The following is a 23355-nucleotide window of genomic DNA, read 5'->3' as shown; positions in this document are numbered from 1 at the left end:
TATGGGAGGGGGCGACACCCTCGGTGCGGGGCGGCGGGGCCGCCCAGGCCCTTCCTCGGTGTCTCTTGCTTGGGGTGCGCCAGTTTTTCAGTGAAATTGGCCTCTGACTCTTTATTGATAAGCGCAAGTAGCTATTCTTTTTGAATAAGTGCTTGCGCTTTTTTCTTGCCCGAATAGCCCTTGAAATATCAGGGGCAGGCCCTAGCTATGACTGCGAATCGCCTTGAGAGGTTCTCCGGGCGGCTTTTGATTTTCAGTTTTTCGCTCACAAAGACATGACAAAGCAAACCCATTCCTTCCAGGCCGAAGTGGCCCAGCTGCTGCACCTGGTCACGCATTCGCTGTATTCCAACCAGGAAATCTTCCTGCGCGAGCTGATCTCCAATGCTTCGGATGCTTGCGACAAGCTGCGCTTTGAGGCGCTGGGCGATGCCAGCCTCTACGGCGATCAGCCTGAGCTGGAAGTGCGCGTTTCCTTCGACAAGGCTGCCCGCACGCTGACCATCACCGATACCGGCATCGGCATGAGCGAGCAGGAGGCCATCGACAATCTGGGCACGATTGCCAAGAGCGGCACCAAGGCCTTCATGGAAAAGCTCAGCGGCGACCAGAAGGCCGATTCGCAATTGATCGGCCAGTTCGGCGTGGGCTTTTACTCGGGCTTCATCGTGGCCGACAAGATCACGGTGGAAACCCGCCGCGCCGGTGCTCCGGCATCGGCCGGCGTGCGCTGGATCAGCGGCGGCACGGGCGACTTCGAGATCGAGCAGATCGAACGCGCCCAGCGCGGCACCAGCATCATCCTGCACCTGCGTGAAGATGCCGAGGAGTTTCTCAACGGCTACAAGCTCAAGCAGGTCATCTCCAAATATTCCGACCACATCAGCCTGCCCATCCTGATGGAAAAGGAGGAGTGGAAGGACGGCGAGAACGATCAGCCCGGCGAGATGGTCAAGACCGGCGAATGGGAAACCGTGAACAAGGCCAGCGCCCTGTGGACCCGCGCCAAGAAGGACATCACGGAAGAGCAATACAAGGAGTTCTACAAGGCCATCAGCCATGACTTCGAGGACCCGCTGACCTGGAGCCACAACCGAGTCGAAGGCAATACCGAGTACACGCAGCTGCTCTACATCCCCGCCAAGGCCCCGTTCGACCTGTACCAGCGCGACAAGCACGCCGGCATCAAGCTCTATGTGAAGCGCGTCTTCATCATGGACGATGCCGAGGCGCTGATGCCCCAGTATCTGCGCTTTGTGAAGGGCGTGATCGACTCCGCCGACCTGCCGCTGAACGTGAGCCGCGAGCTGCTGCAGGAAAGCCGCGATGTGCGCCTGATCCGCGATGGCTCGGCCAAGCGCGTGCTGTCGATGCTGGAAGACCTGGCACGGCACGACAGGCACGAAGCTGCGGCCGAGGCTGCCGATGGCGTGCAGGACGTGGTCAGCGAAGAGAACAAGGCCAAGGAAGGCAAGTTCACACAGTTCTACAACGAGTTCGGCGCCGTGCTCAAGGAAGGCCTGGGCGAGGACTTCGGCAACAAGGAGCGCATTGCCAAGCTGCTGCGCTTTGCCACCACCATGCACGAAGGTCTGAACACATCGTTTGCCGACTACAAGGCACGCATGAAGGAAGGTCAGGACGCGATCTACTACATCACGGCCGACACCCTGGCTGCGGCCAAGAACAGCCCGCAGCTCGAAGTGTTCAAGAAGAAGGGCATCGAAGTCCTGCTGATGACCGATCGCGTGGACGAGTGGGCGCTCAACTATCTGCACGACTTTGACGGCACGCCGCTGCAGTCCGTGGCCAAGGGCGCCGTGGATCTGGGCAAGCTGCAGAACGAGGAAGAGAAGAAGGCCGCCGAGGAAGCCGCCGAAGCCTTCAAGCCCGTGCTGGCCAAGCTTAAGGAAGCGCTCAAGGACCGTGCCGAAGACGTGCGCGCCACGAGCCGCCTGGTCGACTCGCCCGCCTGCCTGGTGGTTAGCGACGGCGGCATGAGCCTGCAACTGGCCCGCCTGCTCAAGCAGGCCGGCCAGGCCGCGCCCGAGTCCAAGCCCGTGCTGGAAGTGAACCCCGATCACGCCCTGGTCAAGAAGCTGGACGGCTCCGTCCACTTCAACGATCTGGCCCAGATTCTGTTCGACCAGGCCGTGCTGGCCGAGGGCGGCATGCCCGAGGATCCGGCTGCTTATGTCAAGCGTGTGAACGCGCTGCTGGCCTGAGCGGTTCGGTTACCCCGATAAAAATCCCCGCAGAGTGGTGGCTCTGCGGGGATTTTTTATGATTTCCGGCTGTATCGCTTATGGGTAGAGTGCTAAAAGCTATCAAAATTGATTAGCTGCGTGAACGTTCAAGCAGGCTGCGATCCCAGAGCACCATGGCCAGGGTGAACAGGCCCAGCAGGCCGCCCATTAGGCTGGTGCCGGTCCAGCCATGTGCCAGCCAGGCCCACGAGCCCAGTGCCGAACCGAGGGAGGCGCCGAGGAAGTATGTGGTCATATAGACGGCATTGATGCGCGATCTGGCCTCGGGCGCCAATGCATAGACCACGTTCTGGTTGCTGATGTGCAGGGCCTGCAAGGCTCCGTCGACCACCAGCAGGCCCAGCATGAACCACCAGATGCTGCTGCCGCCCAGCCACAGGCACAGCCAGCCCAGCAGCATCAGAATGGCGCCGGCCAGCGTGGTGGACTGCTCCAGCCCTTTGTCGGCCATGCGGCCTGCCACATTGGCCATCAGTGCGCCGGCAATGCCGACTATGCCGATCAGGCCGATCATGAGATCCGAGAGTTCAAAGCCCGGCCCGGCCAGCAGCAGCGCCATGGTGGAGAACAGCACGCTCACGGTGGCAAAGCCGGTGCCGCCAATCAGCGCGCGGCTGCGCAGGCGCGGATGCCGGCGCAGCAAGTCTCCCAGGGACTTCATGACTTCGCCATAGCTGACGGGAGCGGCGGGAGCCGCCTTGGGCAGGGCCCGTGCCAGTAGCAGGGCCATGAAGGCCGTAGCGATGGCACCTGCCCAGTAGACGGTGCTCCAGCCGCCCAGATCGGACAGGATCCCCGCCACGCTGCGCGAGGCCAGAATGCCGATCAGCAGGCCGCTCATGACCAGCCCTACGGCGCGGCCGCTGGTGCCGGGAGCGGCGAAGGTGGCCGCCATGGGCACCAGTACCTGGGCGGCCACCGAGAAGACACCGGCCATCAGCGTGCCGGCAGCCAGCAGCGCAAAACTGCCTGCCAGGCCGCTGATACCCGAGAGCAGCATGCCGCAGGCGGCCAGCAGCATCAGCGTCAGAACCAGGCGGCGGCGCTCCAGCATATCGCCCAGCGGCACCAGAAACAGCAGCCCCAGGCCGTAGGAGACCTGGGCCATGGTCACGGTGCTGGAGGCCTGGGCATCGCTGATCTGCAGATGCCGGACCATGGAGTTGAGCAAGGGCTGGTTGAAGTAATTGGCTCCGGCGCACAGACCGCAGGCCGTGGCCATGAGCAGCAGGGTGGTTCTGGAGAGGACGGTAGTGGCCGCTGGTGTTGTGGTCTTCATGAGGCGTTCAGGTGCAGGGTGTCAGGCGGGAGTGGCGGCTTTGGCGCCCACCGCCATGGGCAGGGCCGCCGTGACCTCCACCTCGATCAGCATGCCGGGCAGGGCCAGCTTGGGCACGGGAATCAGCGTGCAGGCCGGAAAGCGCGGCCGCTGGTCGCCGGCCTCGCCGCTGCCCCAATGCTGTCTCACGGCGCTTTGCCAGTGCTCGAAGCGCTCCAGCGAATGATCGACGATGAGCACGGTGAGCTTGAGCACATGGCCCATGTCCGCGCCGCCGGCGGCCAGGGCGGTCTTGATATTGGCCAGAGCCTGCGCAGCCTGCTGGGCAAAGCTGTCTGGCAGCTCGGCCAGGGCGTTTTCTCCGCCCTGGCCCGAGACGAAGAGCCAGCGTAGCGGCTCCTGGACGGTGACCACGTGGGTGTAGCCATTGGGCAGGCTGTCATAAAGACCGGTGGGCTGCAGATAGCACGGTTGTGGGGAAGAGGCTTGGGCAATGAAACTGGGCTTGGCGTCCATGAAAGTCTTTCAGGCAAGGCGGCTTCGGCAGGGCCCGCCAGCAGCAGGCCTTTGTTTCGGAAGCTGCTGGAATTGTTCAACCTCAACTAAGCTTGAGGTCAAGAGGTTTGTATGACCACACAGGATTGCGGTCATGGCGGCCAGGCAGGGGCAACGGGAAAGCAGCGGGAGATGACTGTGCAGTGTGAAGAGACCGCCGATATGAATGGATGCGGAAGCGGCCTGGTGGCCGAGGCTGAGGGAATGCCGGATCTCAGTGTGGGAGAGGTCGCCAGCCGCAGCGGGGTGGCGGTATCGGCGCTGCATTTCTATGAGAAGCAGGGCTTGATCGAGAGTGCGCGCACTGCGGGCAACCAGCGCCGCTATGCGCGCGCGGTGCTGAGACGGGTGGCCGTGATTAAGGTGGCCCAGCGCATGGGCGTGCCCCTGGCCGAGATCGCGCAGGCACTGGCCCATCTGCCGGCCAACCGCGTACCCGGCAAGGCCGACTGGAGTCGCCTGTCCTTGCATTGGCAGGCACAGCTCGATGCACGCATTGCCATGCTGACCCAGCTCAGGGATCAGCTCGACTCCTGCATAGGCTGCGGCTGCCTGTCTCTGCAGGCCTGCCCGCTGCGCAACGACCATGACTGTCTTGCGGCGCAAGGAGCCGGCCCGCATTTCAGATAGCTGGGTTTACTGGCGCGGCACGGGCAGCACGCGTGCCCTTGCGCTGATGACGCCCAGCAGTGCCGACAGCAGGCCGAGACAGGCACAGAAGGCTATCAATGCGCCCGTCAGCCCGATATGGTCTGACAGCCAGCCCATGCCCAGGATGGGGACGATGGTGCCTACATAGCCCACGACCAGATAGGTGGAAAGCAGGCCCGTGCGGTTGGCGGGTTTGGAGACCTTGTTGACCACGGCCATGCCCGAGAGATTGCACAGTGCATGACCGCAGGACATGCTCAGCACGCTCAGTGCGAACAGCCATGGCGAGCCGGCAAACAGATTGAGAACCAGCAGGGCATTGGTCGCCGCCAGGGCGAAGAAGCCGATGATGATCAGTCGCTTGGTGGGGTAGGGCCGGGCGATGAGCTGAATGCCGGCCGACAGAAACAGGATGACGCCGATGGACAGGCCAGAGACTGCCGGTCCGTGCCAGGGCAGCATCTGGGCCATGAAGCTGGGGGCCATGGCGGCAAATAGGCTGAACATGCCGAAGGCAGAGAACGCCGCCATGCAGCCCAGCGCATAGTGGTAGAGAAAGGGCTTGCGCGGCTGGGAAATGCTGGGCAGAACATCTTTCAGTGTCAGGCCGGGAGCGTTGTGGACAGGCGCACTGGTCGCCGGCAGCTGGATCTTGAACAGCGCATGGATGCCCAGAAAGCTCAGTGCGATGGGCGGCAGATAGCTGCTGACCAGCGGGTGGGGCACCCATTGCGCCATCAGGCCGCCAACCACGGGCCCCAGGCCGAAGCCGAAGGCAATCGTCAGGCTGGTGGTCGCAGCAGCACGCTGCAGGTCCCCCTTGTTGTTGAGCTGGGTCATGCCTATGGAGGCCGAGGTGGTGATCAGGCCCGAGGCCAGGCCGATGATGAAGCGGGAGGCGCCCAGACTCCAGGCATTCCAGGACAGGGCCGAGCCGATGACGCCCACGGTCATCACCATCAGTCCCAGGCGCAGCACTTTGAGAAAACCGAAGAGGTTGGTCAGACGGCCCAGAAACAGCAGGCTGATCAAGGCGCCCAGCATATAGGTCACGAAAATCTGCGTGATATGGCTGGGTTGCAGCCCCCAGGCCTGCTGGTAGAGCGGGTAGAGCGGGCTGGCAAGCGCCGTTCCCATGACGCCGACGCACATGGAAAAGCAGACCCAGGCATAGGGGCTCAGACGGGATTGCATTGGGAAGGCTTTGGTGGAGCAGTCATCCGCATGCCCGGTGCGGGCAAGTCGGCTTGGCCTAAAATTGTTAAAAATGACTAATTGGTCAATTTTATGAATTCTAGAAAAGGATTTCAGAGCATGGCGGATGTTGCGACGGCAGCCCCTTGTGCGGACCCGGATATCGGCACAGTGGCAAAGCGTCAGCGGCGCACGCGTGGCCCGAGTCTCGACAAGACGGCGCAGACCCGTCAGCAGATCGCGGAGGCCGCGCTGGCCGAGTTCGTGGAGTGCGGCGTGGCCCGCAGCACCATGGAGCGCATCGCCTGCCGCGCGCAGGTGGCCAAGGGCACGCTGTATCTCTACTACCCATCCAAGGATGAGCTGCTGCGGGGCGTGGTGGAGCATGCGCTGCGGCATTCGGCCGTCTACCAGCCGCTCAAGCGTCGAAAAAGCGAGACGGTGCGTGCCTTTCTGCGCCGCAGTCTGCTGCCGACGCTGGAAGCGGTCGAGAGCAGCGAGCGCGGCATGCTGGCACGTCTGGTGCTCAGCGAGGCACGGCATGCGCCCGAGCTGGCCAGACTGTACAAAGAGCTGGCTTTTGATGCCTGGCAGAACTATGTGCAGGACTTGCTGGCGCTGGCAGTGAAAGAGGGTGAGCTCAAGACCCGCTCGGTCAGCCGCAGTGCCCAGTTGCTGGCCAGCCCGTTCTGGATGGCGCTGGTGCACAACAACCTGCTGGCTTCCGAGGGCTCGCAGAAGCTGGCTCTCAAGCCACTGGTCGAGCTACTGATTGATAACCTTTTTGCGGTCACGGCGGGTGACAATGCGGCTGTCAAACGTCAGTGAGAGTCAGTGAGATGAATTCCATGCCAGTCACCATAAAGCCCGGTCATCACAGAATCCTGAGCACGATCTGTGCCGCTGCTCTGGTGCTGGCCTTGCCCGCCTGCGGCTCCGTAGGAGCTGGCGTGGGCGTCGGGATTCCGGTGGGGCCGTTTTCCGTGGGCGTGGGCCTTGGCAGCGGCGGTCTCAGCGCAGGCGTCGGCACGGGCGTCGGGCCTGTCGGTGTGGGCGTAGGCGTCAATCAGCGCGGGCAGGTGCTGGGAAGTGCCGGTGTCGGCGCTTCCACTGGTGTGGGCGGTGCCAGCGTGGGTGTCGGGGTGGGGTCCTCCACCGTGCTGCATGATCCCAATCGCCCGCAGGCAACCGAGGCGCTGTCTGTTGCGCCTGTTGCCCCGGCACAGAATGGCGATGCCGTGCAATGGCGCGATGCGCGTGGGCAACTCGTGCCCGAATGCCGTTTGCAGGGGCGCTGCTAGCTCTTTGCAGGCATGGACCGCCTTAGGCGTAGAGTGGCTCCTGCTGCATGGCTTCGATCTGTTCGTTCAGCATGTCCACCTGGCCCTGCCAGTAGTCGGTGCTGCCAAACCATGGGAAGTTGATGGCAAAGATCGGGTCCTGCCAGCGGCGCGCCAGCCAGGCGCTGTAATGCAGCAGGCGCAGGGTGCGCAGTGGCTCGATCAGCGCCAGTTCGCGCCGGTCGAAGCTGCGGAACTGTTCATAGCCTTCGAGCAGGGCCGACAACTGCTGCGTCTGCTGGCCCCGGTCGCCCGAGAGCAGCATCCACAGATCCTGCACGGCTGGACCGCTGCGCGCATCGTCCAGATCGACGAAATGCGGGCCGCCATGACCTTCGTCGTCCAGTGGCGTCCAGAGAATGTTTCCCGGGTGGCAGTCGCCATGCAGGCGAATCTGCGTCGCAGAATGCAGGCCAAAATGGCCTGCGGCGCTTAATCCGTCAGCGGATGGTGCTATTAATGAGAGAGCTTTGTCGCAAGCCTGCTGCCAGCGGCTGCGCACTTCGAGCGCCACGACCTCATGTTCGAGCAGATAGTGCATGGATTCGTAGCCGAAGCTTTTCAGGTTCAGCGCCGGACGATGCGCAAAGGGCCGAGCGGCACCCACGGTGTGGATGCGGGCCAGAAAGCGGCCTGTCCATTCCAGCACCTCCCAGTCGTCCAGCTCGGGGCGGCGCCCGCCGCGCCAGGGACTGATGCTGAACAGAAAGCCCGCATGTTCATGCACGGTCTGCCCTTGCAGCACCAGCGGCGCAACCACGGGAACTTCCACGTCCGCCAACTCCTGGGAGAAGGCGTGCTCTTCCTCGATCTGGGTGCGGCTCCAGCGGCCGGGGCGGTAGAACTTGGCGACGACCTTGTCGCCCTCGTCCTGGTGGGCCAGATAGACGCGGTTCTCATAGGAGCTCAGCGCCGTCAGCCGTCCGTCCGGCACAAGGCCCGTGCTGCACAGCGCATCGATCACGCAGTCTGGCGTGAGGTCCGCATAGGGGTGAGAGGGGTCTTGTGTATCGCTCATCCCTGCATTGTCAGGCCCAAACAGGCCAGTCCGGGTCGGACGGGGTTGCGCATACGCCGACAAGATTGCTTTTGATTTGATAGCGGTACCCATTTGACAGGCGAGGCTTGGCGGCCTGAAAAGTGGGAAAACTGTCCTGGTGCCGTGCCTGCGGCCGAAGCTGGCACACTGCCCGCATGCAAGAGAGCGAAGAACTTTCACAGCCCTGCGAGGACCGGGATTTTGCCGAGTGGCACAAAGGCTGCCCCTGGTGCGCCGTCTGGGTGGTGATGCTGCAAGGCCCTGACCTGGAGTCCTTGATGCAGCAGGCCAGATCCAGACTCGGTGATGCCCTGTTGCCGCGCCATGCGCGCCAGCCGCATATCACGCTGGCCTATAGGGGGCTGTGCCGGGGCGGGGACAGGCATGAGGCGCGGGAATATGACCGGCTGGCGCTGCGCGCCGATGTCGCCATGCTGCAAAGCCTGCGGCTGCGCCCTTTTGCCGTGCAAGTCGCGGGGGCTGGCAGCTTCACCACCGTGCCTTATCTGGGCGTCGATCGGGGGCAGGAATGCTTGCAGCGCCTGCATAAGGCGCTGGTGCCCATGGAGCCCGCGCCGGGCTGGCGCTATGTACCCCATGTGACCTTGGGCCACTATGCGAGACGGCTGCCACTGCGAGAGGCTGTGGACAAGTTGCTGGCACTGATCCAGGACTTGCCGGTCTTCGAGGTAAGGGAGTTGGCGCTGACCCGCTATGCGGCGGCCGATATTGCCGGGCCGCTGACGCTTGAAGGCATCTTCGAACTGGACACCGGGCGCTATGTTGCAGCGCCCGGTGCCCTGTGGCCTGAGCCGCTTTAGGCGATGGTCAGCGTCACGTCGATATTACCGCGCGTGGCGTTGGAGTAGGGGCAGACCTTGTGAGCGGCGTCCACCAGTTGCTGGGCCGCAGCCTTGTCCATGCCGGGCAGGCTGATCTTCATGCGCACGGCGATGCCGAACACTTCGCCCACGGGGCCCAGATCGACTTCTGCGTCTACCGACAGGTCGGCAGGCAGGGTCAGCTTCTGGCGAGCGGCCACGGCCTTCATGGCGCCGATAAAGCACGCGGAGTAACCGGCAGCAAACAGCTGCTCGGGGTTGGTGCCCTTGCCGGCGCCGCCGGGCGAGCTCAGCTGGATGTCCAGACGGCCATCATCGGTGCGCGAAGCGCCTTCGCGGCCGCCGGTGGTGTGGGCGTGGGCGGTGTAGAGAACCTTGTCGAGTTGGGCCATGGTGTCTTCCTTTGCGAGATTGCCCGGCAATGCGGGCGGGTGGAGGAAATCGTCAGGAGTGGCTGCGGCGCGGTGCCAGCCGTGCGCGCAGTGTGCCGAGCTGGCCCGTGAGAGCCTGCAGTTCGGGCAGGGTGCACTGCGTGCTCCGAAGCACGCAGGCAGGTATTTTTTCGGCTTCGGCGCGCAGTGCCCGGCCGGTATCCGTGAGGGCGATGCGCACGCGGCGTTCGTCCTGTGCATCGCGCTGGCGTGCCAGCAGGCCTGCGCTCTCCAGTCGCTTGAGCAAGGGCGTCAGCGTGCCTGAATCCAGGTAAAGACGTTCGCCCAGTTCCGAGACCGTGAGCTGGTCGCCTTCCCAGAGCACCAGCATGACCAGATACTGAGGGTAAGTCAGGCCTATGGCATCCAGCAAGGGTTTGTAGAGCTTGGTCATGGCCAGCGATGCCGAGTACAGCGCAAAGCAGACCTGATTGTCCAGGCGCAGCAGCTCGGAGCTGTCGGGGAGAAGGTCGTCATCGGATCGCATGGGTTGAATTATTGCAGACAATTAAATTGTGTGCAATTTAATTTGCAGATCACCAAACCGCAGGAGACAGTGCAGAGGTCTGGTGCAATGCAAACAGGCTCCGTGAGCGGAGCCTGTCGCGGCTGAAGCTGTCTCGTGCCTAGCGGGCAAGTGCCTAACGGGTGGTCAGTGCATCGGCCAGCGCCTGGTACATGGGCAGGCTGGTCGGGTCTATGCCCGCATTGCCAGCAATCGGGTGGGAGGCGTAGCGCACCACCACCATCTGGGCCTTGGGGTCGATGTAGATGGCCTGACCGTGAATGCCGCGCGCCATATAGGCCCCGTTGGAGTTGTGCGAGACCCACCACATATTGCGATACGACCAGCCGGGCAGCGTGGCATAACCGGCCTTCACGAACTTGGCCGGGTCGGCGCCGCGGCGGATGTCCTGGACCACGGCCCTGGGCAGCACCTGCTGGCCGCTGGCGGCGCGGCCTTCGTTGCGCATCAGCTCGCCGAAGCGGGCCAGGTCGCGCAGCGTGGTGTTGAGCCCGCCGCCGCCCGATTCCGTGCCTATGCGATCCACCATGAAGTAGGCGTCCTGCTCGGCTCCGATGCGGCTCCAGATACGCTCGGACAGCAGCTGGGCCAGAGGCTTGCCGCTGGCGCGGCGCACGATCCAGGCTAGGACTTCGGCGTTGACTGTCTTGTAGGCAAAGCCCTGGTCATGCTCGCCCTCTTTTTGCAGGGTCTGCAGAAATTCGTAGAAGCTCCTGGGCCCGGCATAGTCCTTGCCCTGTGGCATCATGCCGCCGGCACGGGCGTAGTCCCAGACTTCGGCCTTGGGATCGGCGTAGTTCTCGGAGTACTTCACGCCGATCGTCATGTCCATCACCTGGCGCACCGTGGCGTCGCCATAGGCTGTGTTCTTCATCTCGGGCAGATAGTCGGTCACCGGTGCCTCGGGCTTGATGATGCCTTCATGGGCCAGCAAGGCGGCCAGGGTGCCGACAAAGGACTTGGTGACCGACATGGCCAGGTGCGGGCGCTGCGGCTCCAGTGCGCCCAGATATTTCTCATAGATCACGCGGCCCTTGTGCATGACCAGAATGCCATCGGTGTAGTTGCGATCCAGTGCCTGGACAAAGCTCAGTTCCTCGCCCGTGCCCATGACCTTGAAGCGCACCTGCTCGATGTCGACCGGAGCCGAGCGCAGGGCGCTGGGTGCTCCGGGACCGCGCCACACATTGGCAGTGGGCGTGATTTCGCGGATATGCGAGAAGGTCCAGCGATTGCGTGGAAAGGTATTGCCCAGGGGGTTGTCGAAGGTGATGAGCTTGTCGGCAGCGGGCGGAAAGCCCTGCATCCAGCCCATGGCCTGCACGCTGGTGCTGGCCGGGTCGGGCAACGCGGGCGCGGCAGCCTGTGCATAGACTACAGAAACCATAGCTGTCAGCGCAAGTGGCACAAGCGCTTTGCGCGAAAAAGACTTCAAGCTCATCATCACCTCTTGGACTTGGGGTTAACGACCGGTAAAACGGGCTGGGCGTTTCTCGATAAAGGAGCGCACGCCTTCGGCGGCGTCCTCACTGTTGGCCAGGCGCTGCTGCACGGGGATGAAATCGGCCACGGCGGCGGCCTGGCCCAGCTCTATGGCCTTGAGGACATTGAGGCGCGTGGCCACCACGGCCTGCGGCGCCTGGGCGGCAATGCGCTCGGCAATGCGAAAAGCTTCGTCCAGTTCCTGGCCTGCAGGCACCACTTTTTGCACAAAGTGGCAGCGCAGGGCTTCGGCTGCATCGAAGGCGTCGCCGGTCAGCAAATGCAGCATGGCATTGCCCACGCCGGCGCGCTCGGGCATGCGCAGCGTGGCGCCGCCCGTGGGCATGATGCAGCGCTGTACTTCCATCTGTGCAAAGCGGCTGCTGTCGGCTGCGACGACGATATCGGCGCCCAGCATCAGCTCTATGCCGACGGTAAAGCAGATGCCCTTGACGGCTGCGACCATGGGCTTGGTGCGGCGGCGGTAGCCGGGCAGGCCATAGTCATGGGGCTCCACGAGACCTGCAGGGATGACCTTCTGGCCGCTTTTCATGAACTCGGCGATGACAGGCAGATCCAGTCCCGCCGTGAAATGTTCACCGAAAGCATGGAGCAGGCCCACGCGCAATTCTGGCTCGTCGTCGAGTCGGGTATAGGCCTCTGCCAGTTGCCGGAACATGGCCGGCGTCCAGCCATTGCGCTTGGCCGGGCGGTTGATGCCTATCAGCAGCACATGGCCGCGGACTTCACAAGAAATGCAGCCCTCGGGCGGAGGGCTGGGATGGTCGATTTGCATGGCAGGTCTCCTGCTGCAACCTTAGACGGCTGTCGCAGCCGCCGCAGTCGCGCACAAGACCTGGAGGCCGGCGATTTAGTAGGTGTAAACACCTTGGCCGGTCTTGCGGCCCAGACGGCCGGCGGCCACCATTTCGCGCAGCAGGAAGCAGGGGCGGTACTTGCTGTCGCCGAATTCCTTGAGGTAGACCTCCATCACGGCCAGGCAGACGTCCAGGCCGATCATGTCGGCCAGGGCCAGCGGGCCAATCGGCTGGTTGCAGCCCAGCTTCATGCCGGCGTCGATGTCCTCGGCCGAGGCCGTGCCTTCGCTGAGCACCTGGAAGGCCTCGTTGATCATGGGCACCAGAATGCGGTTGACCACAAAGCCGGGAGCGTTCTTGACGGTGATGGGCGACTTGCCCAGTTTTTCCGACAGGGCCTTGACGGCATCGTGGGTGGCGTCGCTGGTCTGCAGGCCGCGGATGATTTCCACCAGGGCCATCATGGGCACGGGGTTGAAGAAATGCATGCCGATGAACTTGTCGGCACGCTGCGTGGCAGCTGCCAGCTGGGTAATGGAAATGGACGAGGTGTTGGTTGCAACGATCACGTCCTGTGCCAGCAGGGTATCGAGCTGCTTGAGGATCTTGACCTTGAGCTCGTAGTTCTCGGTGGCGGCTTCGATCACCAACTGGGCCGACTTCAAATCCTCGTAACTGGTCGAGGTCTTGATGCGTGCCAGCGCTGCGTTCTTGTCGGCTTCGCTGATCTTTTCCTTCTTGATCAGGCGGTCCAGGCTGCCGGCCACGGTGGTCAGGCCTTTTTGCACGGCAGCCTCGGAGATATCCACCATCACCACGTCGATTCCCGACACGGCGCAAGCCTGCGCGATGCCGTTGCCCATGGTGCCGGCGCCGATGATGCCTACGGTTTGGATTGCCATCTTTTTGTCTCCATTCAGATAAGTGCGTTTGAACGGGAAAATGTTATCCCGGTTCTGACCGGGTTTGACCCTAGTCGGGCATGGTTGGCGTGTTAGAAGTCATAACGGTGACAGTTTCTTCTGCACGACCGTGTTATTCCTCGTTTCGCTGCTGCAGGCCTCTGGTCAGAATTTGCGGCACAAGGAGGGCGGACATGCGTGACTATCTGGTGGTGGGAGGCGGCTCCGCTGGTGCGGTGCTGGCCGCCAGGCTCAGCGAGAACCCGCAGGTCACCGTGACCTTGCTGGAGGCTGGTGGCGAAGACAAAAGCGTGCTGATCCACTGCCCGGCAGGGCTGGCGCTGATGGCCAAGCAGAAAAACTTCAACTGGGCCATGAGCACGGTGCCGCAGGCCGGCCTCAATGGTCGGCGAGGCTACCAGCCGCGCGGCAAGGTGCTGGGCGGCTCCAGCTCCATCAATGCCATGATCTATCTGCGCGGCCAGCCTGCGGACTACGAATATTGGAGCGCTCAGGGTAATCCAGGCTGGGGCTGGAGTGATGTTCTGCCCTATTTTCTGAAGGCCGAATGCAATACGCGCGGCGCGGATGCGCTGCATGGTGCCAGCGGCCCTTTGCATGTCTCCGATCTCTGCGATCCGAACCCGCTGGCCCAGGCCTTTGTGCGCGCGGGCGTGCAGGCCGGTCATGCGCACAACCTCGACTTCAACGGCACTGCTCAGGAGGGCGTGGGTCTGTATCAGGTCACGCATCACAAGGGCGAGCGCTGCAGTGCCGCCAAGGCTTATCTGACACCGGTGCGAGGCAGCAGGCCCAATCTGGAAATCCTGACCGGTGTGCAGGTGCTGCGGGTGCTGATGGAAGGTCGCCGAGCTGTCGGAGTGGAGTATGTGCAGGGTGGTCAGACCCGGCAGCTGCGCTGCCGGCGCGAGGTCTTGCTTTGTGCGGGGGCGCTGCAGTCGCCGCAGCTGCTGATGCTCTCTGGCATAGGGCCGGGCGAGCACCTGCAGCAAACAGGCGTTGATGTCGTGCATCACCTTCCCGGTGTGGGCGAGCATTTGCATGACCACCCCGATGTGGTGCAGGTGGTGGACGGCCCGCAGATGACGGACAGCTTTGGCCTGTCGTTTGCCGGCCTCAGGAATGTCTGGCAGGGCATGGGACGCTGGCGCCATGAGCGCCGGGGCATGCTGACCAGCAACTTTGCCGAGGCCGGCGGTTTTGTCCGCAGCGGGCCGCAGGAGCGTGCACCCGATCTGCAGCTGCATTTTGTGGTGGGCAAGCTGGTCGACCACGGTCGCAAGACGGTGCTGGGTCACGGTTATTCCTGCCATGTCTGTCTGCTGCAGCCAAGGAGCCGGGGCAGCGTGAAGCTGGCCTCTGCCGATGCCAGAGCCATGCCGCTCATAGACCCTGCCTTCTTTGCCGAGGCCGACGATATGCAGCGCCTGGTGCGCGGCGTACGCCGCATGCGCGAAATTCTCGGGCAGCCTGCACTGGCCCGTTTCGAGGGGCGGGAGCTGGAGTATTCGGCACAGGCGCGCAGCGATGCGGAGATCGAGCAGTTCATCCGCAATTACGCCGACACCATCTATCACCCTGTGGGAAGCTGTCGCATGGGGCCTGGCGTGAAGGATGTGGTCGATGCACGCTTGCGGGTGCATGGCGTGCAAGGGCTGCGCGTGGTCGACGCATCGGTCATGCCGCGCATCGTGAGCGGCAATACGAATGCGCCGACCATCATGATCGCCGAGAAGGCGGCAGATCTGATCAAGGCCGAGTGCTGACTCAGGCCAGCGGAGCCAAGTCGGAGGGGGCATGATCCTCGCCGGGCGGAGGCGTCAGAGTGGTGCATTCCACCCTTCCCCGGCCCTGATTCTTGGCCTGTTGCAGGGCGGTGCCGGCATGGCTGGCCAGCTCGCTGAGGCTCAGGCTCTTCCAGGCTGAGGGGACCAGGGCACAACCCGCGCTGAAGTCCAGATCCATCTGCAGTTCGTACTGCGCGCCGATCTGGAATGCGGACTGGATGCGAGTCAGCAGCGACCTGACACCCAATTGATCGGCGTGAATCAGCAGGCAAAAGGATTCACCCTGCCATCTGGCCACGACCTCGTCGCCGCGCATCTGCTTTCGCAGAGTGCGTGACATGAGCTGCAGCGCCGCGTCTCCGGCCTGATAGCCATGGCGGCTGTTGACCCGGGAAAAATGATCCATGTCGATCAGAATCAAGGCCAGCGGCAGGCCTTCGCGTCGAGCTCTGTTCAGCATGAAGCGGGCCTGGTTCTTGATGGCCTGGCGCAGCGGCAGGCCGGTCAGGCTGTCTTCTGGTGCGTTTGCGGATCGCTGGCGGACTTCTTCGTCACGGCAGGCCATCAGGATCGATACGAAAAAAATGGCGGAACCTATGGGGATCAGCCATGAAAGCAGCATATGTGGGCTGGGTTCCTCTGCAAAGCTGCGCAGCCAGGGAGCGTTCAAGGTGAAGTAGCCGCGTATGAGCAGAATGCTTGCGATGCAAAGGCCCGCACCCAATAGCGGATAACGCCAGGCCGTGGCCGAGTTGGTTTGAGGCGATAAGGTCAGGCAGACCAGAGTGACAAGGCTCAAGCCGTAGCTGATATTGAACCAAGCCAACCGATAGGGCTTGCTCTCGATCAGAACCAGCACGCCCGCAAGTGTCAGCAGGCACAGAACGGCCAGGGAGCGGGTGAGTATCTTGTTGCGAGGTCCAAGCCAACCCTTGAGTGCTTTATGCAGCTGCCACAGTGCGCCGGTTGCAGCAGCGGCACTGGATATCGACAGCAGCGCATTCCATGTGAAGGGGAGTACATGCCCGGCGCAGAAGACGAGCAACCAGGCCAGCCCCTGCAAAAGCAGGAATTGCTGAGCATTTCTGGTCGCCCGGCTCATTTGCTGACCCATAAACCATGGCAGTGCAAAAGCGACCGTCATCAAATTGACGGCCACCATCAATGTCATGGAAAACGGGTCGGTTTCCGGCATGGCTGGGCTTTACTGGAAGGCCACTTCGTCAAAGCTGCGCAGCTTGCGGCTGTGCAGGCGGTCGGAGCCGCCTTCGCGCAGTATGTCGACGGCACGCATGCCGATGCGCAGGTGCTGGTCCACACGCTCTCGATAGAAATGGTTGGCCATGCCAGGCAGCTTGATCTCGCCGTGCAGCGGCTTGTCGCTCACGCACAGCAAGGTGCCATAGGGCACGCGGAAGCGGAAGCCGTTGGCGGCAATGGTGGCCGACTCCATATCCAGCGCCACGGCTCGACTCTGGCTGAAGCGGCGCTGGGGCAGGTTGTCGGGCAGCAGTTCCCAGTTGCGGTTGTCGGTGCTGGCCACGGTACCGGTGCGCATGATGCGCTTGAGATCGGCACGCTCCATCTGCGTCACATCGGCCACGGCCTGCTGCAGCGCGACCTGGATTTCGGCCAGCGCAGGAATCGGCACCCATAGAGGAAGCTCTTCGTCCAGCACATGGTCTTCACGCACATAGGCGTGGGCCAGCACATAGTCGCCCAGTTGCTGGCTGTTGCGCAGGCCTGCGCAATGGCCCAGCATCATCCAGGCATGGGGGCGCAGCACGGCGATGTGGTCGGTGATGGTCTTGGCATTGGCCGGGCCCACTCCGATATTGACCATGGTGATGCCGCTATTGTCCGCGCGCACCAGGTGGTATCCCGGCATCTGCGGCAGGCGCGGCGGCGCCGTGCCGAGTTCGTCGACGGCTTCCGCGGGCAGGCCGGCACGGCGGGTCACCACATTGCCGGGTTCGACAAAGGCAATGTATTCGCTGTCCTCCTTGGCCATTTCGGCGTGGCCCAGGCGGATGAATTCGTCGATATAGAACTGGTAGTTGGTGAACAGCACGAAGTTCTGAAACCAGTCGGGGGCCGTGCCTGTGTAGTGGCGCAGGCGATGCAGCGAGTAATCCACGCGCGGGGCGGTGAACAGCGACAGAGGCAGGGCCTCGCCTGCCGCCGCGCGCCAGGTGCCGTTGGCGATGCCGTCGTCCATGGATTCCAGGTCGGGCAGATCGAACACATCGCGCATCAGCATGCGGCGCTCTGGCGAGAGCGAACCTTCGATATGGTCGTTGTCGGCGAACGAGAAATGAATCGGGATGGGTTTGTCGCTGAGGCCCACTTCGATGGGGACCTGGTGGTGCAGGATCAGCAGGCGCAGTTGCTCGCCGAAGTAGCTGGCAAACAGGTCGGGCCGGGTCAGCGTGGCCTCGTAGGTGCCCGGGCCTTCCACAAAGCCGTAGGTCAGCTTGGTATCGGCTTGCGCCACCGTGGTGGTCTTGATGCGTACGAACGGGTAGTAGGCATGAATGGGCGCGGCCGGAGTTTCACCCGCCACGAAACGCTGCATGGCAGCTCGCAGATGATCGATTTGCTCGCGGTACAGCTGCTGCACATGGGCCAATGCCTGAGGGGCATCCGTATGAAACATGCTGCTGCTTTTATGAGAGGGTGTCGGTGTATTCGAGGCCATGCACTATTGTCTTTGTAGCAGTTGACAGTGTTGCGACATCCATGCCGAAGCCTGCTCGGCAGATAGTGGCGCTGACACGAGAAACCCTTGCATCATGGCACAGCCCATCTCTCTCAGAAGTTGCAGCTGTTCAGTGCTTTCCACACCCTCGGCCAGAATCTCCAGATGCAGGCTACGGCCCATCTGCACGATGGCATTGACAATGGCGGCCGCATCAGGGTTGTGGGGCAGATCGGTCACGAATGAGCGGTCGATCTTGAGTCGGTCTATGGGGTGCTTGCGCAGATAGGCAAGAGACGAGTAGCCGGTACCGAAATCGTCGATCGCCAGTCCCACGCCCAGTGCCTTGAGGGCATGCAGAGTCTGCTGCATCTGATTGCCCGAGAGCATCAGCGTGGTTTCTGTGACCTCGATGTGCAGATAGCAGGCGTCCAGCCCCGTGTCGGCCAGTGCCTGCGCCACTTCCTTGACTACATCGCGCTGGCGGAATTCCTGTGCCGACAGGTTGACGGCCACGGGGATGGCGGGAAAGCCTTGTTGCTGCCAGGCACGGGCTTGACGACAGGCCTGATAGAGCACCCAGCGGTCCACGGCCGCGATCAACCCCCGGTTTTCGGCAAAGCCGATGAACTCGTCGGGCGAGACCAGGCCGCGGTGCGGGTGCTTCCAGCGCACCAGGGCTTCAAAGCCTGAAAGCTCGCCGGTCTGCATGAGGGTCTGCGGCTGGTAATGCAGCTCGAACTCACCGCGTTCCACGGCGTTGCGCAGCATTTGCTCCTGCATCAGCATGCGTGTGGCCCGGCTTTCGAGTGCAGGAGTGTAGAACTGGGAGAAGCTGCGGCCGCGACTCTTGGCCATCTGCATGGCGGCCTCGGCATTGCTCAGCAGGGACGCCGGACACTTCCCGTCCTTGGGATACATGGCGATGCCGACACTCACGGAAATCACCAGTTGGGTACCCTCGATCAGATAGGGAGCCTCTGCTGTGGCCCGAAGTCGAGTCAGCAGGGCCTCGGTCTCCAGCAGGCCGGGGTTGTCGGGCAGCACGACCACAAAGTCGTCGCTGCCGGTGCGGGCCACGATGTCCTGAGCACCCACAGTGCTTCGGAGCCGCTTTGCAAGCTCGCACAGCAGCAGATCCCCTGCCTGATGACTGAGCGAATCGTTCACCGCCTTGAACTGGTCCAGGTCCAGTGACAGCACCGCCAGTCGTGATTGCTCGCCGGCAGCCCTGGCGATGGCATCGGCCAGCAAATGGTTGAGACGCGCTCGGTTGGGCAGATGTGTCAGCAGGTCATGCTGGGTCAGATAGTCCATGTGCTGCCGGGTCTGAAGGCTTGCGGTCAGGTCGCGCAGCAGGACGATGCGGTGCCTGTCCTTTTCTCCAGGCATGGTGCAGGCCTCTATCTCTACGGGGATTAGCTGGCCGTTCTTGTGCATGATCACGGACTCGAGGCGATCCTCTCGCTCGCTGCGCATGTTCTGCAGCGCCCGCAGGCGCGCTTCAGGTGCCACGTAATCGAGAACCGGCGTGCCGCGCAGTTCGCCAAGCGAGTAGCCAACCAGCCGGGCCAGTGCGTCATTGCCGTCCGTGATGATGCCGTCACGATGCATCACGATGGCCTCGGTGGTGATGGCAGCGAACTTGCGCATGCGCTCTTCGCTGTCGCGTATCTGCTGTGTCGCCAGATGGTGGTGGCTGACATCGGTCATCAGCGCCACAACGCCCTTGAGTACGCCTTTTTCCTCGTGAGGGCGCAGCACTGCCTCGATGTGCTGCAGCCGGCCAATCTCGTTTTCGACCTGGCGGGTGTAGCGCAGCGTCTGAGTGTTGTCGACGGCCACGGAGTCCAGATAAGGTTCGATCTGTGTCCAGATCAGCTCGCCCACAATGTCACGCACATCCATGCCCACTATGGTTTGCATGGTGTGGCCAAAGTGCTCTGCATAGCGCGCGTTGGCAAAGCGACAGGCGCGTGTGTCGGCATCAAAATAAGCCAGCATAGCGGGCGCTGTATCGGCCACCAGTCGAAGAATGGCGTCCTCATCCCTCGGTTGCTGTGCTATCAACGTATCAGGCATGCGCCTCCCTTTTTTCTGGGAGTATTTATATAGGAATCAGGTCAGCCTCGACCATGACATGTCCATCACGATAAGGGATTCTGGGTTGCTTTATAGACAACTTGCAAAGACTATTGATGTATCAAAGCACTTGGTGATATAGAGGCTGTAGAACCTGAACATGTCCAAATCTGACGTCTCAACATATTCACAATGGCTGCAGCCGCACAATTTGCTGCGCCTGTCCGTGGTGGTGGCACTGCTCACCATTGTGCTCAAGACCCTGGCCTGGTGGCTGACCGGTTCGGTAGGCCTGCTGTCCGATGCGCTGGAGTCCTTTGTGAACCTGGCCGGAGCCATGTTTGCTCTGACCATGGTGACCGTGGCCAAGCGACCGGCGGATACCGAGCACCCTTATGGACATTACAAGGCAGAGTACTTCTCGGCCGGTTTCGAGGGCGTGCTGGTCATAGGCGCCAGCCTGGCGATTGCCTGGGCGGCGCTGTCGCGGCTGTGGAACCCGCAACCACTGGAGCAATTGAGCTGGGGCCTGATGCTGTCGCTGCTCAGCACCGTCTTCAACGGGCTGCTGGCCTGGGTCATGCTGCGCTCTTCACGCAAATACCGCTCCATGGCGCTGGAGGGCGATGCGCGGCATCTGCTGACCGATGTCTGGACTTCGGTGGGCGTGGTGGTCGGGCTGCTGGCCGCCGCCTTGACGGGCTGGCTGTGGGTGGATGCACTGGTGGCTCTGGCAGTGGCTGTGCATATTTGCGTGCAGGGGGTGCAACTGGTCTGGCAGTCCTCGCAAGGACTGATGGATCAGGCGCTGGACGCGCCGCAGCGTCTCAGGATTGACACTTTGCTGGACGGCTATGCCAAGCGCAACGAGGGGGTGAACTTTGACAATATTTCCAGCCGCCAGGCGGGGGAGCGCAGCTTTGTGGACTTTCACATGCATGTTCCCGGCCAGTGGAGCGTGCAGCGAGCGGCACAATTGCGCTCCGAGATTGAAGCCGCGCTGCTGCAGGCCATTCCAGGCCTGTATGCCCGCATCGAGCTGCTGCCCATGGGCATGAACACGGTCAGCGAAGTGGCCGATGGAGAGCAGGGCGGCGAAGCACAGGGTGCGGCCAAGGAAGGTTTGAGTACATGATGAGTGTGATTCAGCGCGTCAAGCAGGCGCGCGTGGAGGTCGGCGGCCGTATTACGGGCCAGATCGACCAGGGCTTGCTGGCGCTGGTCTGTGCCGAGCGCGGCGATACCGAGGCCGAGGCCGACAAGCTGCTGGCCAAGATGCTCAAGCTGCGCATCTTCAGCGATGAGGCCGGCAAGATGAACAAAAGCCTGCAGGACATTGGCGGAGGACTGCTGGTGGTCAGCCAGTTCACGCTGGCGGCCGATACCAGGGGCGGCAATCGCCCCAGCTTTACCGCCGCCGCCGCGCCCGACGAAGGCCGACGCCTCTACGAATACTTTGTGGACCAGGCCAGGCTTGCCCACGCTCAGGTGCAGACCGGAGAGTTCGCCGCCGACATGCAGGTGCACCTGGTCAATGACGGGCCCGTCACCATTCCCATGCGCATGGAGCCGCAGGCCTAGGCAGGGCCGGGCCTGCGACCCCACCCGTCACCACGATTCCAACAAGAGCTGTTCATGAAGCAATCCTGCAAGCCCTCTTTGTCCCTCCTCGCCGCCGGTCTGATTCTGGGTCTGGCAGGCGCCAGTCTGCCCATCCAGGCGCAGACCTTGAAGAAACCCGCGCTGGACGCACTGATCGCATCGTCCGCTGCGACCCCGCCCGAATCCTTCAAGGCCTTTGCGCAACAGGCCGCCAGGGCCGAGCCTGGCGTGGCGGCTGCCGTGCAGCGCTATACGCGCGGCCAGACGCTGTCGGATGGCGAGCTCGCGGATATCGCGCGATTGCTGGGTGTGTACAACCGTCTGACGCAGGAGACAGCGGTGCTGGAGAGCCTGCAGCGCATGGTGGCGCTGCCCACGGTGCGCGATCCCAAGGTGCCTGCGCATGAGAGTCCGGCCATCCTGGACTTCGGCAAGCTCGTGGCATCCATGGCCACCGAGTTCGGGCTGCGCTTTCGCAATGTGGACAACCGCATTTTTGAAGTGACGCTGCCAGCCAATGTGGCGAGCCGCGCCAGCGAGGCCACCGAGTTCGGCATCCTGACCCATGCCGATGTGGTGCCGGTGGTGGCAGCCGAGTGGGTGCTGGACGGCAAGCAGATCAACCCTTTCCAGGTCACCCGCGTGGGCGATCGGCTTTATGGGCGCGGCACGATTGACGACAAGGGCTCCATCGCCACCGTGCTGTATGCGATGAAGGCGGTCAAGGACAGCGGTCTGCCGCTCTCGCGCAGCATTCGCCTGATGATAGAGACCACCGAGGAAACCGGCGGCGATGCCATGAAGTACTACCAGAGCAAGACCGCGCTGCCGCAGTACAACATCGTGCTGGACAGCAAATACCCGGCCGTGGTCGCTGAAAAGGGCACGGGCGCGCTCAAGGCCTTGTTTGCGGATGTCACCGTGGATGCAGCCAAGCCTGCCATCACCGCCATGAGCGGCGCCGCCTCGGCCAACTCCATTGCGCAGACGGCTTCCGCTACCGTCTCCGCCATCGATGCAGCTGCGCTGGATCAGATTGCGCAGCGGCTGTCCAAGGAAAAGGACGGGTTTGTGCGCAGGCACGAGGCCCAGGGCAAGTTCTCCATCGATGTGCAGCGCGCCGAGGGCCAGGTCACGGTCAAGGTCAGCGGCGCTTCCGCTCACGGCTCGCGCCCCGAGGAAGGGGTGAATCCCGTGCCGCGCCTGGCGCTGTTTCTGCAGCAGAGCCTGATGCCGGAGCAGGGCGCGGCGCTGCTGCAGCCCAATCAGTACAGCCAGGCCGTGCGCTATATCAATGGCGTGTTTGGCCTGGACTATCTGGGCCGGCAGTTGGGCATCGCCTATGCCGATGATTTCATGGGGCCGCTCACGCTGTCGCCCAATCTCATCAAATCCGCGGATGGCAAACTGGAGGTGACGGCCAATGCGCGCATGCCGCGGGGCAAGACGCCGGAGCAACTGCGCGCCGAGGTGGAGCAGGGCATTGCCCGCTGGAGCGATGCGGCCAAGGTACCGGTCAGCGTGCAGTACACACAGGGCAACTGGATGGCCCGCGATCCCAAGGGCGCGTGGCTGAGCACCTTGCTCAATATCTTTGGCGACACCACGGGGCTGGATGCCAGGCCCGTGCCTACCGCAGGCAGCACGACGGCCAAGCTCATGCCCAATGCCATCAACTTCGGTCCGGCGATGCCCGGCAAGAAGTACACGGCCCACAATGCGCTGGAGTACCAGGAGCTGCCGGATCTGCGCACGGATATGCAGATGTTCACCGAGATGCTGGTGCGCATCGGCAATCTGCAGCAGATGCAGTGACGCGCTGAAGGCAAGGCGCAGCCC

Annotated in this window: 21 protein-coding genes; 9 read left to right on the top strand and 12 right to left on the bottom strand. The window is 62.8% G+C overall.

Features of this window, described 5'->3' with window-relative positions:
* Positions 1-275 precede the first annotated feature (275 nt).
* Positions 276-2225 carry a molecular chaperone HtpG gene (htpG, locus tag ACWGXF_RS11475; protein WP_452101942.1) on the top strand — a complete coding sequence of 650 codons (1950 nt, stop codon included), beginning with the start codon at positions 276-278 and terminating at the stop codon, positions 2223-2225.
* Positions 2226-2337: 112 nt separating this feature from the next.
* Here the strand turns inward: htpG and ACWGXF_RS11470 are convergent, their stop codons facing one another.
* Positions 2338-3546: an MFS transporter gene (locus ACWGXF_RS11470; RefSeq protein ID WP_256628796.1), complete on the bottom strand. Its 1209-nt coding sequence runs from the start codon at positions 3544-3546 to the stop codon at positions 2338-2340.
* 21 nt (positions 3547-3567) lie between these two features.
* Entirely contained in the window at positions 3568-4062 is a 495-nt protein-coding gene (locus ACWGXF_RS11465) for a RidA family protein (RefSeq protein ID WP_256628794.1), read from the bottom strand.
* Between the two features lie 201 nt (positions 4063-4263).
* On the opposite strand from ACWGXF_RS11465, the gene soxR reads away from it, so the two are divergent.
* Positions 4264-4731 carry a redox-sensitive transcriptional activator SoxR gene (soxR, locus tag ACWGXF_RS11460; RefSeq protein WP_003068674.1) on the top strand — a complete coding sequence of 156 codons (468 nt, stop codon included), beginning with the start codon at positions 4264-4266 and terminating at the stop codon, positions 4729-4731.
* 6 nt (positions 4732-4737) lie between these two features.
* Here soxR and ACWGXF_RS11455 read toward each other — a convergent pair whose 3' ends face one another.
* Positions 4738-5946 (bottom strand): MFS transporter, encoded by a 1209-nt coding sequence (locus tag ACWGXF_RS11455; RefSeq protein WP_452101941.1) that lies wholly within the window; start codon positions 5944-5946, stop codon positions 4738-4740.
* Between the two features lie 120 nt (positions 5947-6066).
* Here ACWGXF_RS11455 and ACWGXF_RS11450 point away from each other — a divergent pair, with 120 nt between their 5' ends.
* Together ACWGXF_RS11450 and ACWGXF_RS11445 are read left to right on the top strand one after the other, a co-directional pair.
* Positions 6067-6774, top strand: coding sequence for a TetR/AcrR family transcriptional regulator (locus ACWGXF_RS11450; protein ID WP_039050105.1), 708 nt, complete (start codon positions 6067-6069; stop codon positions 6772-6774).
* Positions 6775-6794: 20 nt separating this feature from the next.
* The gene (locus ACWGXF_RS11445; RefSeq protein WP_164091272.1) at positions 6795-7247 is read left to right on the top strand and encodes a hypothetical protein; all 453 of its coding nucleotides are present in this window, start codon (positions 6795-6797) and stop codon (positions 7245-7247) included.
* 22 nt (positions 7248-7269) lie between these two features.
* Here the strand turns inward: ACWGXF_RS11445 and ACWGXF_RS11440 are convergent, their stop codons facing one another.
* Positions 7270-8304 (bottom strand): serine/threonine protein kinase, encoded by a 1035-nt coding sequence (locus ACWGXF_RS11440; protein ID WP_256628789.1) that lies wholly within the window; start codon positions 8302-8304, stop codon positions 7270-7272.
* A 176-nt stretch (positions 8305-8480) separates the two neighbouring features.
* Between ACWGXF_RS11440 and ACWGXF_RS11435 the strand changes: the two genes are divergently transcribed.
* On the top strand, positions 8481-9146 hold the full coding sequence (locus tag ACWGXF_RS11435) for a 2'-5' RNA ligase family protein (RefSeq protein WP_256628787.1): 666 nt from the start codon (positions 8481-8483) through the stop codon (positions 9144-9146).
* On the opposite strand, the gene ACWGXF_RS11430 is transcribed toward ACWGXF_RS11435, so the two are convergent.
* The 5 genes from ACWGXF_RS11430 to ACWGXF_RS11410 form a co-directional block, all read right to left on the bottom strand.
* A complete protein-coding gene (locus ACWGXF_RS11430) occupies positions 9143-9559 on the bottom strand; it encodes an organic hydroperoxide resistance protein (RefSeq protein ID WP_003068688.1) in 417 nt (138 codons plus the stop codon). The genes ACWGXF_RS11435 and ACWGXF_RS11430 overlap by 4 nt on opposite strands.
* A gap of 52 nt (positions 9560-9611) precedes the next feature.
* Positions 9612-10085 carry a MarR family winged helix-turn-helix transcriptional regulator gene (locus ACWGXF_RS11425; protein ID WP_039050103.1) on the bottom strand — a complete coding sequence of 158 codons (474 nt, stop codon included), beginning with the start codon at positions 10083-10085 and terminating at the stop codon, positions 9612-9614.
* 154 nt (positions 10086-10239) lie between these two features.
* Positions 10240-11565, bottom strand: a complete 1326-nt coding sequence (locus tag ACWGXF_RS11420) for a serine hydrolase domain-containing protein (RefSeq protein WP_452101940.1) — start codon at positions 11563-11565, stop codon at positions 10240-10242.
* Between the two features lie 21 nt (positions 11566-11586).
* Entirely contained in the window at positions 11587-12402 is an 816-nt protein-coding gene (locus ACWGXF_RS11415; protein WP_012839984.1) for a crotonase/enoyl-CoA hydratase family protein, read from the bottom strand.
* A 75-nt stretch (positions 12403-12477) separates the two neighbouring features.
* Positions 12478-13326: a 3-hydroxybutyryl-CoA dehydrogenase gene (locus ACWGXF_RS11410; protein WP_452101939.1), complete on the bottom strand. Its 849-nt coding sequence runs from the start codon at positions 13324-13326 to the stop codon at positions 12478-12480.
* A gap of 194 nt (positions 13327-13520) precedes the next feature.
* Here ACWGXF_RS11410 and ACWGXF_RS11405 point away from each other — a divergent pair, with 194 nt between their 5' ends.
* Entirely contained in the window at positions 13521-15113 is a 1593-nt protein-coding gene (locus ACWGXF_RS11405; RefSeq protein ID WP_012839982.1) for a GMC family oxidoreductase, read from the top strand.
* Between the two features lies 1 nt (position 15114).
* Here ACWGXF_RS11405 and ACWGXF_RS11400 read toward each other — a convergent pair whose 3' ends face one another.
* The 3 genes from ACWGXF_RS11400 to ACWGXF_RS11390 are packed head-to-tail and all read right to left on the bottom strand — an operon-like array spanning position 15115 to position 19914.
* Positions 15115-16329, bottom strand: a complete 1215-nt coding sequence (locus ACWGXF_RS11400) for a GGDEF domain-containing protein (protein WP_452101938.1) — start codon at positions 16327-16329, stop codon at positions 15115-15117.
* 9 nt (positions 16330-16338) lie between these two features.
* Positions 16339-17790 (bottom strand): AMP nucleosidase, encoded by a 1452-nt coding sequence (locus ACWGXF_RS11395; RefSeq protein ID WP_034354761.1) that lies wholly within the window; start codon positions 17788-17790, stop codon positions 16339-16341.
* Positions 17791-17835: 45 nt separating this feature from the next.
* Entirely contained in the window at positions 17836-19914 is a 2079-nt protein-coding gene (locus ACWGXF_RS11390; protein WP_452101937.1) for a putative bifunctional diguanylate cyclase/phosphodiesterase, read from the bottom strand.
* 160 nt (positions 19915-20074) lie between these two features.
* Here ACWGXF_RS11390 and ACWGXF_RS11385 point away from each other — a divergent pair, with 160 nt between their 5' ends.
* The 3 genes from ACWGXF_RS11385 to ACWGXF_RS11375 are packed head-to-tail and all read left to right on the top strand — an operon-like array spanning position 20075 to position 23331.
* The gene (locus ACWGXF_RS11385; protein WP_452101936.1) at positions 20075-21049 is read left to right on the top strand and encodes a cation diffusion facilitator family transporter; all 975 of its coding nucleotides are present in this window, start codon (positions 20075-20077) and stop codon (positions 21047-21049) included.
* Complete coding sequence (gene dtd, locus ACWGXF_RS11380) at positions 21046-21495, top strand: D-aminoacyl-tRNA deacylase (protein ID WP_452101935.1); 450 nt, start codon at positions 21046-21048, stop codon at positions 21493-21495. Before ACWGXF_RS11385 ends, dtd begins: the two co-directional genes overlap by 4 nt.
* 54 nt (positions 21496-21549) lie before the next feature.
* Positions 21550-23331 carry a dipeptidase gene (locus ACWGXF_RS11375; protein WP_452101934.1) on the top strand — a complete coding sequence of 594 codons (1782 nt, stop codon included), beginning with the start codon at positions 21550-21552 and terminating at the stop codon, positions 23329-23331.
* Positions 23332-23355 lie beyond the last annotated feature (24 nt).

It is taken from the genome of Comamonas sp. HJ-2 (genome assembly GCF_053615495.1).
Note: the sequence above shows the minus strand (reverse complement) of the source record. Positions and strands in the feature narration are given on the sequence as shown.

Bases quoted from the DNA above. Each gene is read 5' to 3' on its own strand.
- ACWGXF_RS11375 (WP_452101934.1), top strand. From the start codon at position 21,550: ATGAAGCAATCCTGCAAGCCCTCTTTGTCCCTCCTCGCCGCCGGTCTG.
- ACWGXF_RS11465 (WP_256628794.1), bottom strand. From the start codon at position 4,062: ATGGACGCCAAGCCCAGTTTCATTGCCCAAGCCTCTTCCCCACAACCG.
- ACWGXF_RS11430 (WP_003068688.1), bottom strand. From the start codon at position 9,559: ATGGCCCAACTCGACAAGGTTCTCTACACCGCCCACGCCCACACCACC.
- ACWGXF_RS11415 (WP_012839984.1), bottom strand. From the start codon at position 12,402: ATGCAAATCGACCATCCCAGCCCTCCGCCCGAGGGCTGCATTTCTTGT.
- ACWGXF_RS11445 (WP_164091272.1), top strand. From the start codon at position 6,795: ATGCCAGTCACCATAAAGCCCGGTCATCACAGAATCCTGAGCACGATC.
- ACWGXF_RS11395 (WP_034354761.1), bottom strand. From the start codon at position 17,790: ATGTTTCATACGGATGCCCCTCAGGCATTGGCCCATGTGCAGCAGCTG.
- ACWGXF_RS11435 (WP_256628787.1), top strand. From the start codon at position 8,481: ATGCAAGAGAGCGAAGAACTTTCACAGCCCTGCGAGGACCGGGATTTT.
- ACWGXF_RS11390 (WP_452101937.1), bottom strand. From the start codon at position 19,914: ATGCCTGATACGTTGATAGCACAGCAACCGAGGGATGAGGACGCCATT.
- ACWGXF_RS11425 (WP_039050103.1), bottom strand. From the start codon at position 10,085: ATGCGATCCGATGACGACCTTCTCCCCGACAGCTCCGAGCTGCTGCGC.
- ACWGXF_RS11450 (WP_039050105.1), top strand. From the start codon at position 6,067: ATGGCGGATGTTGCGACGGCAGCCCCTTGTGCGGACCCGGATATCGGC.
- ACWGXF_RS11410 (WP_452101939.1), bottom strand. From the start codon at position 13,326: ATGGCAATCCAAACCGTAGGCATCATCGGCGCCGGCACCATGGGCAAC.
- dtd (WP_452101935.1), top strand. From the start codon at position 21,046: ATGATGAGTGTGATTCAGCGCGTCAAGCAGGCGCGCGTGGAGGTCGGC.
- ACWGXF_RS11470 (WP_256628796.1), bottom strand. From the start codon at position 3,546: ATGAAGACCACAACACCAGCGGCCACTACCGTCCTCTCCAGAACCACC.
- ACWGXF_RS11440 (WP_256628789.1), bottom strand. From the start codon at position 8,304: ATGAGCGATACACAAGACCCCTCTCACCCCTATGCGGACCTCACGCCA.
- ACWGXF_RS11455 (WP_452101941.1), bottom strand. From the start codon at position 5,946: ATGCAATCCCGTCTGAGCCCCTATGCCTGGGTCTGCTTTTCCATGTGC.
- htpG (WP_452101942.1), top strand. From the start codon at position 276: ATGACAAAGCAAACCCATTCCTTCCAGGCCGAAGTGGCCCAGCTGCTG.
- ACWGXF_RS11405 (WP_012839982.1), top strand. From the start codon at position 13,521: ATGCGTGACTATCTGGTGGTGGGAGGCGGCTCCGCTGGTGCGGTGCTG.
- soxR (WP_003068674.1), top strand. From the start codon at position 4,264: ATGAATGGATGCGGAAGCGGCCTGGTGGCCGAGGCTGAGGGAATGCCG.
- ACWGXF_RS11420 (WP_452101940.1), bottom strand. From the start codon at position 11,565: ATGAGCTTGAAGTCTTTTTCGCGCAAAGCGCTTGTGCCACTTGCGCTG.
- ACWGXF_RS11385 (WP_452101936.1), top strand. From the start codon at position 20,075: ATGTCCAAATCTGACGTCTCAACATATTCACAATGGCTGCAGCCGCAC.
- ACWGXF_RS11400 (WP_452101938.1), bottom strand. From the start codon at position 16,329: ATGCCGGAAACCGACCCGTTTTCCATGACATTGATGGTGGCCGTCAAT.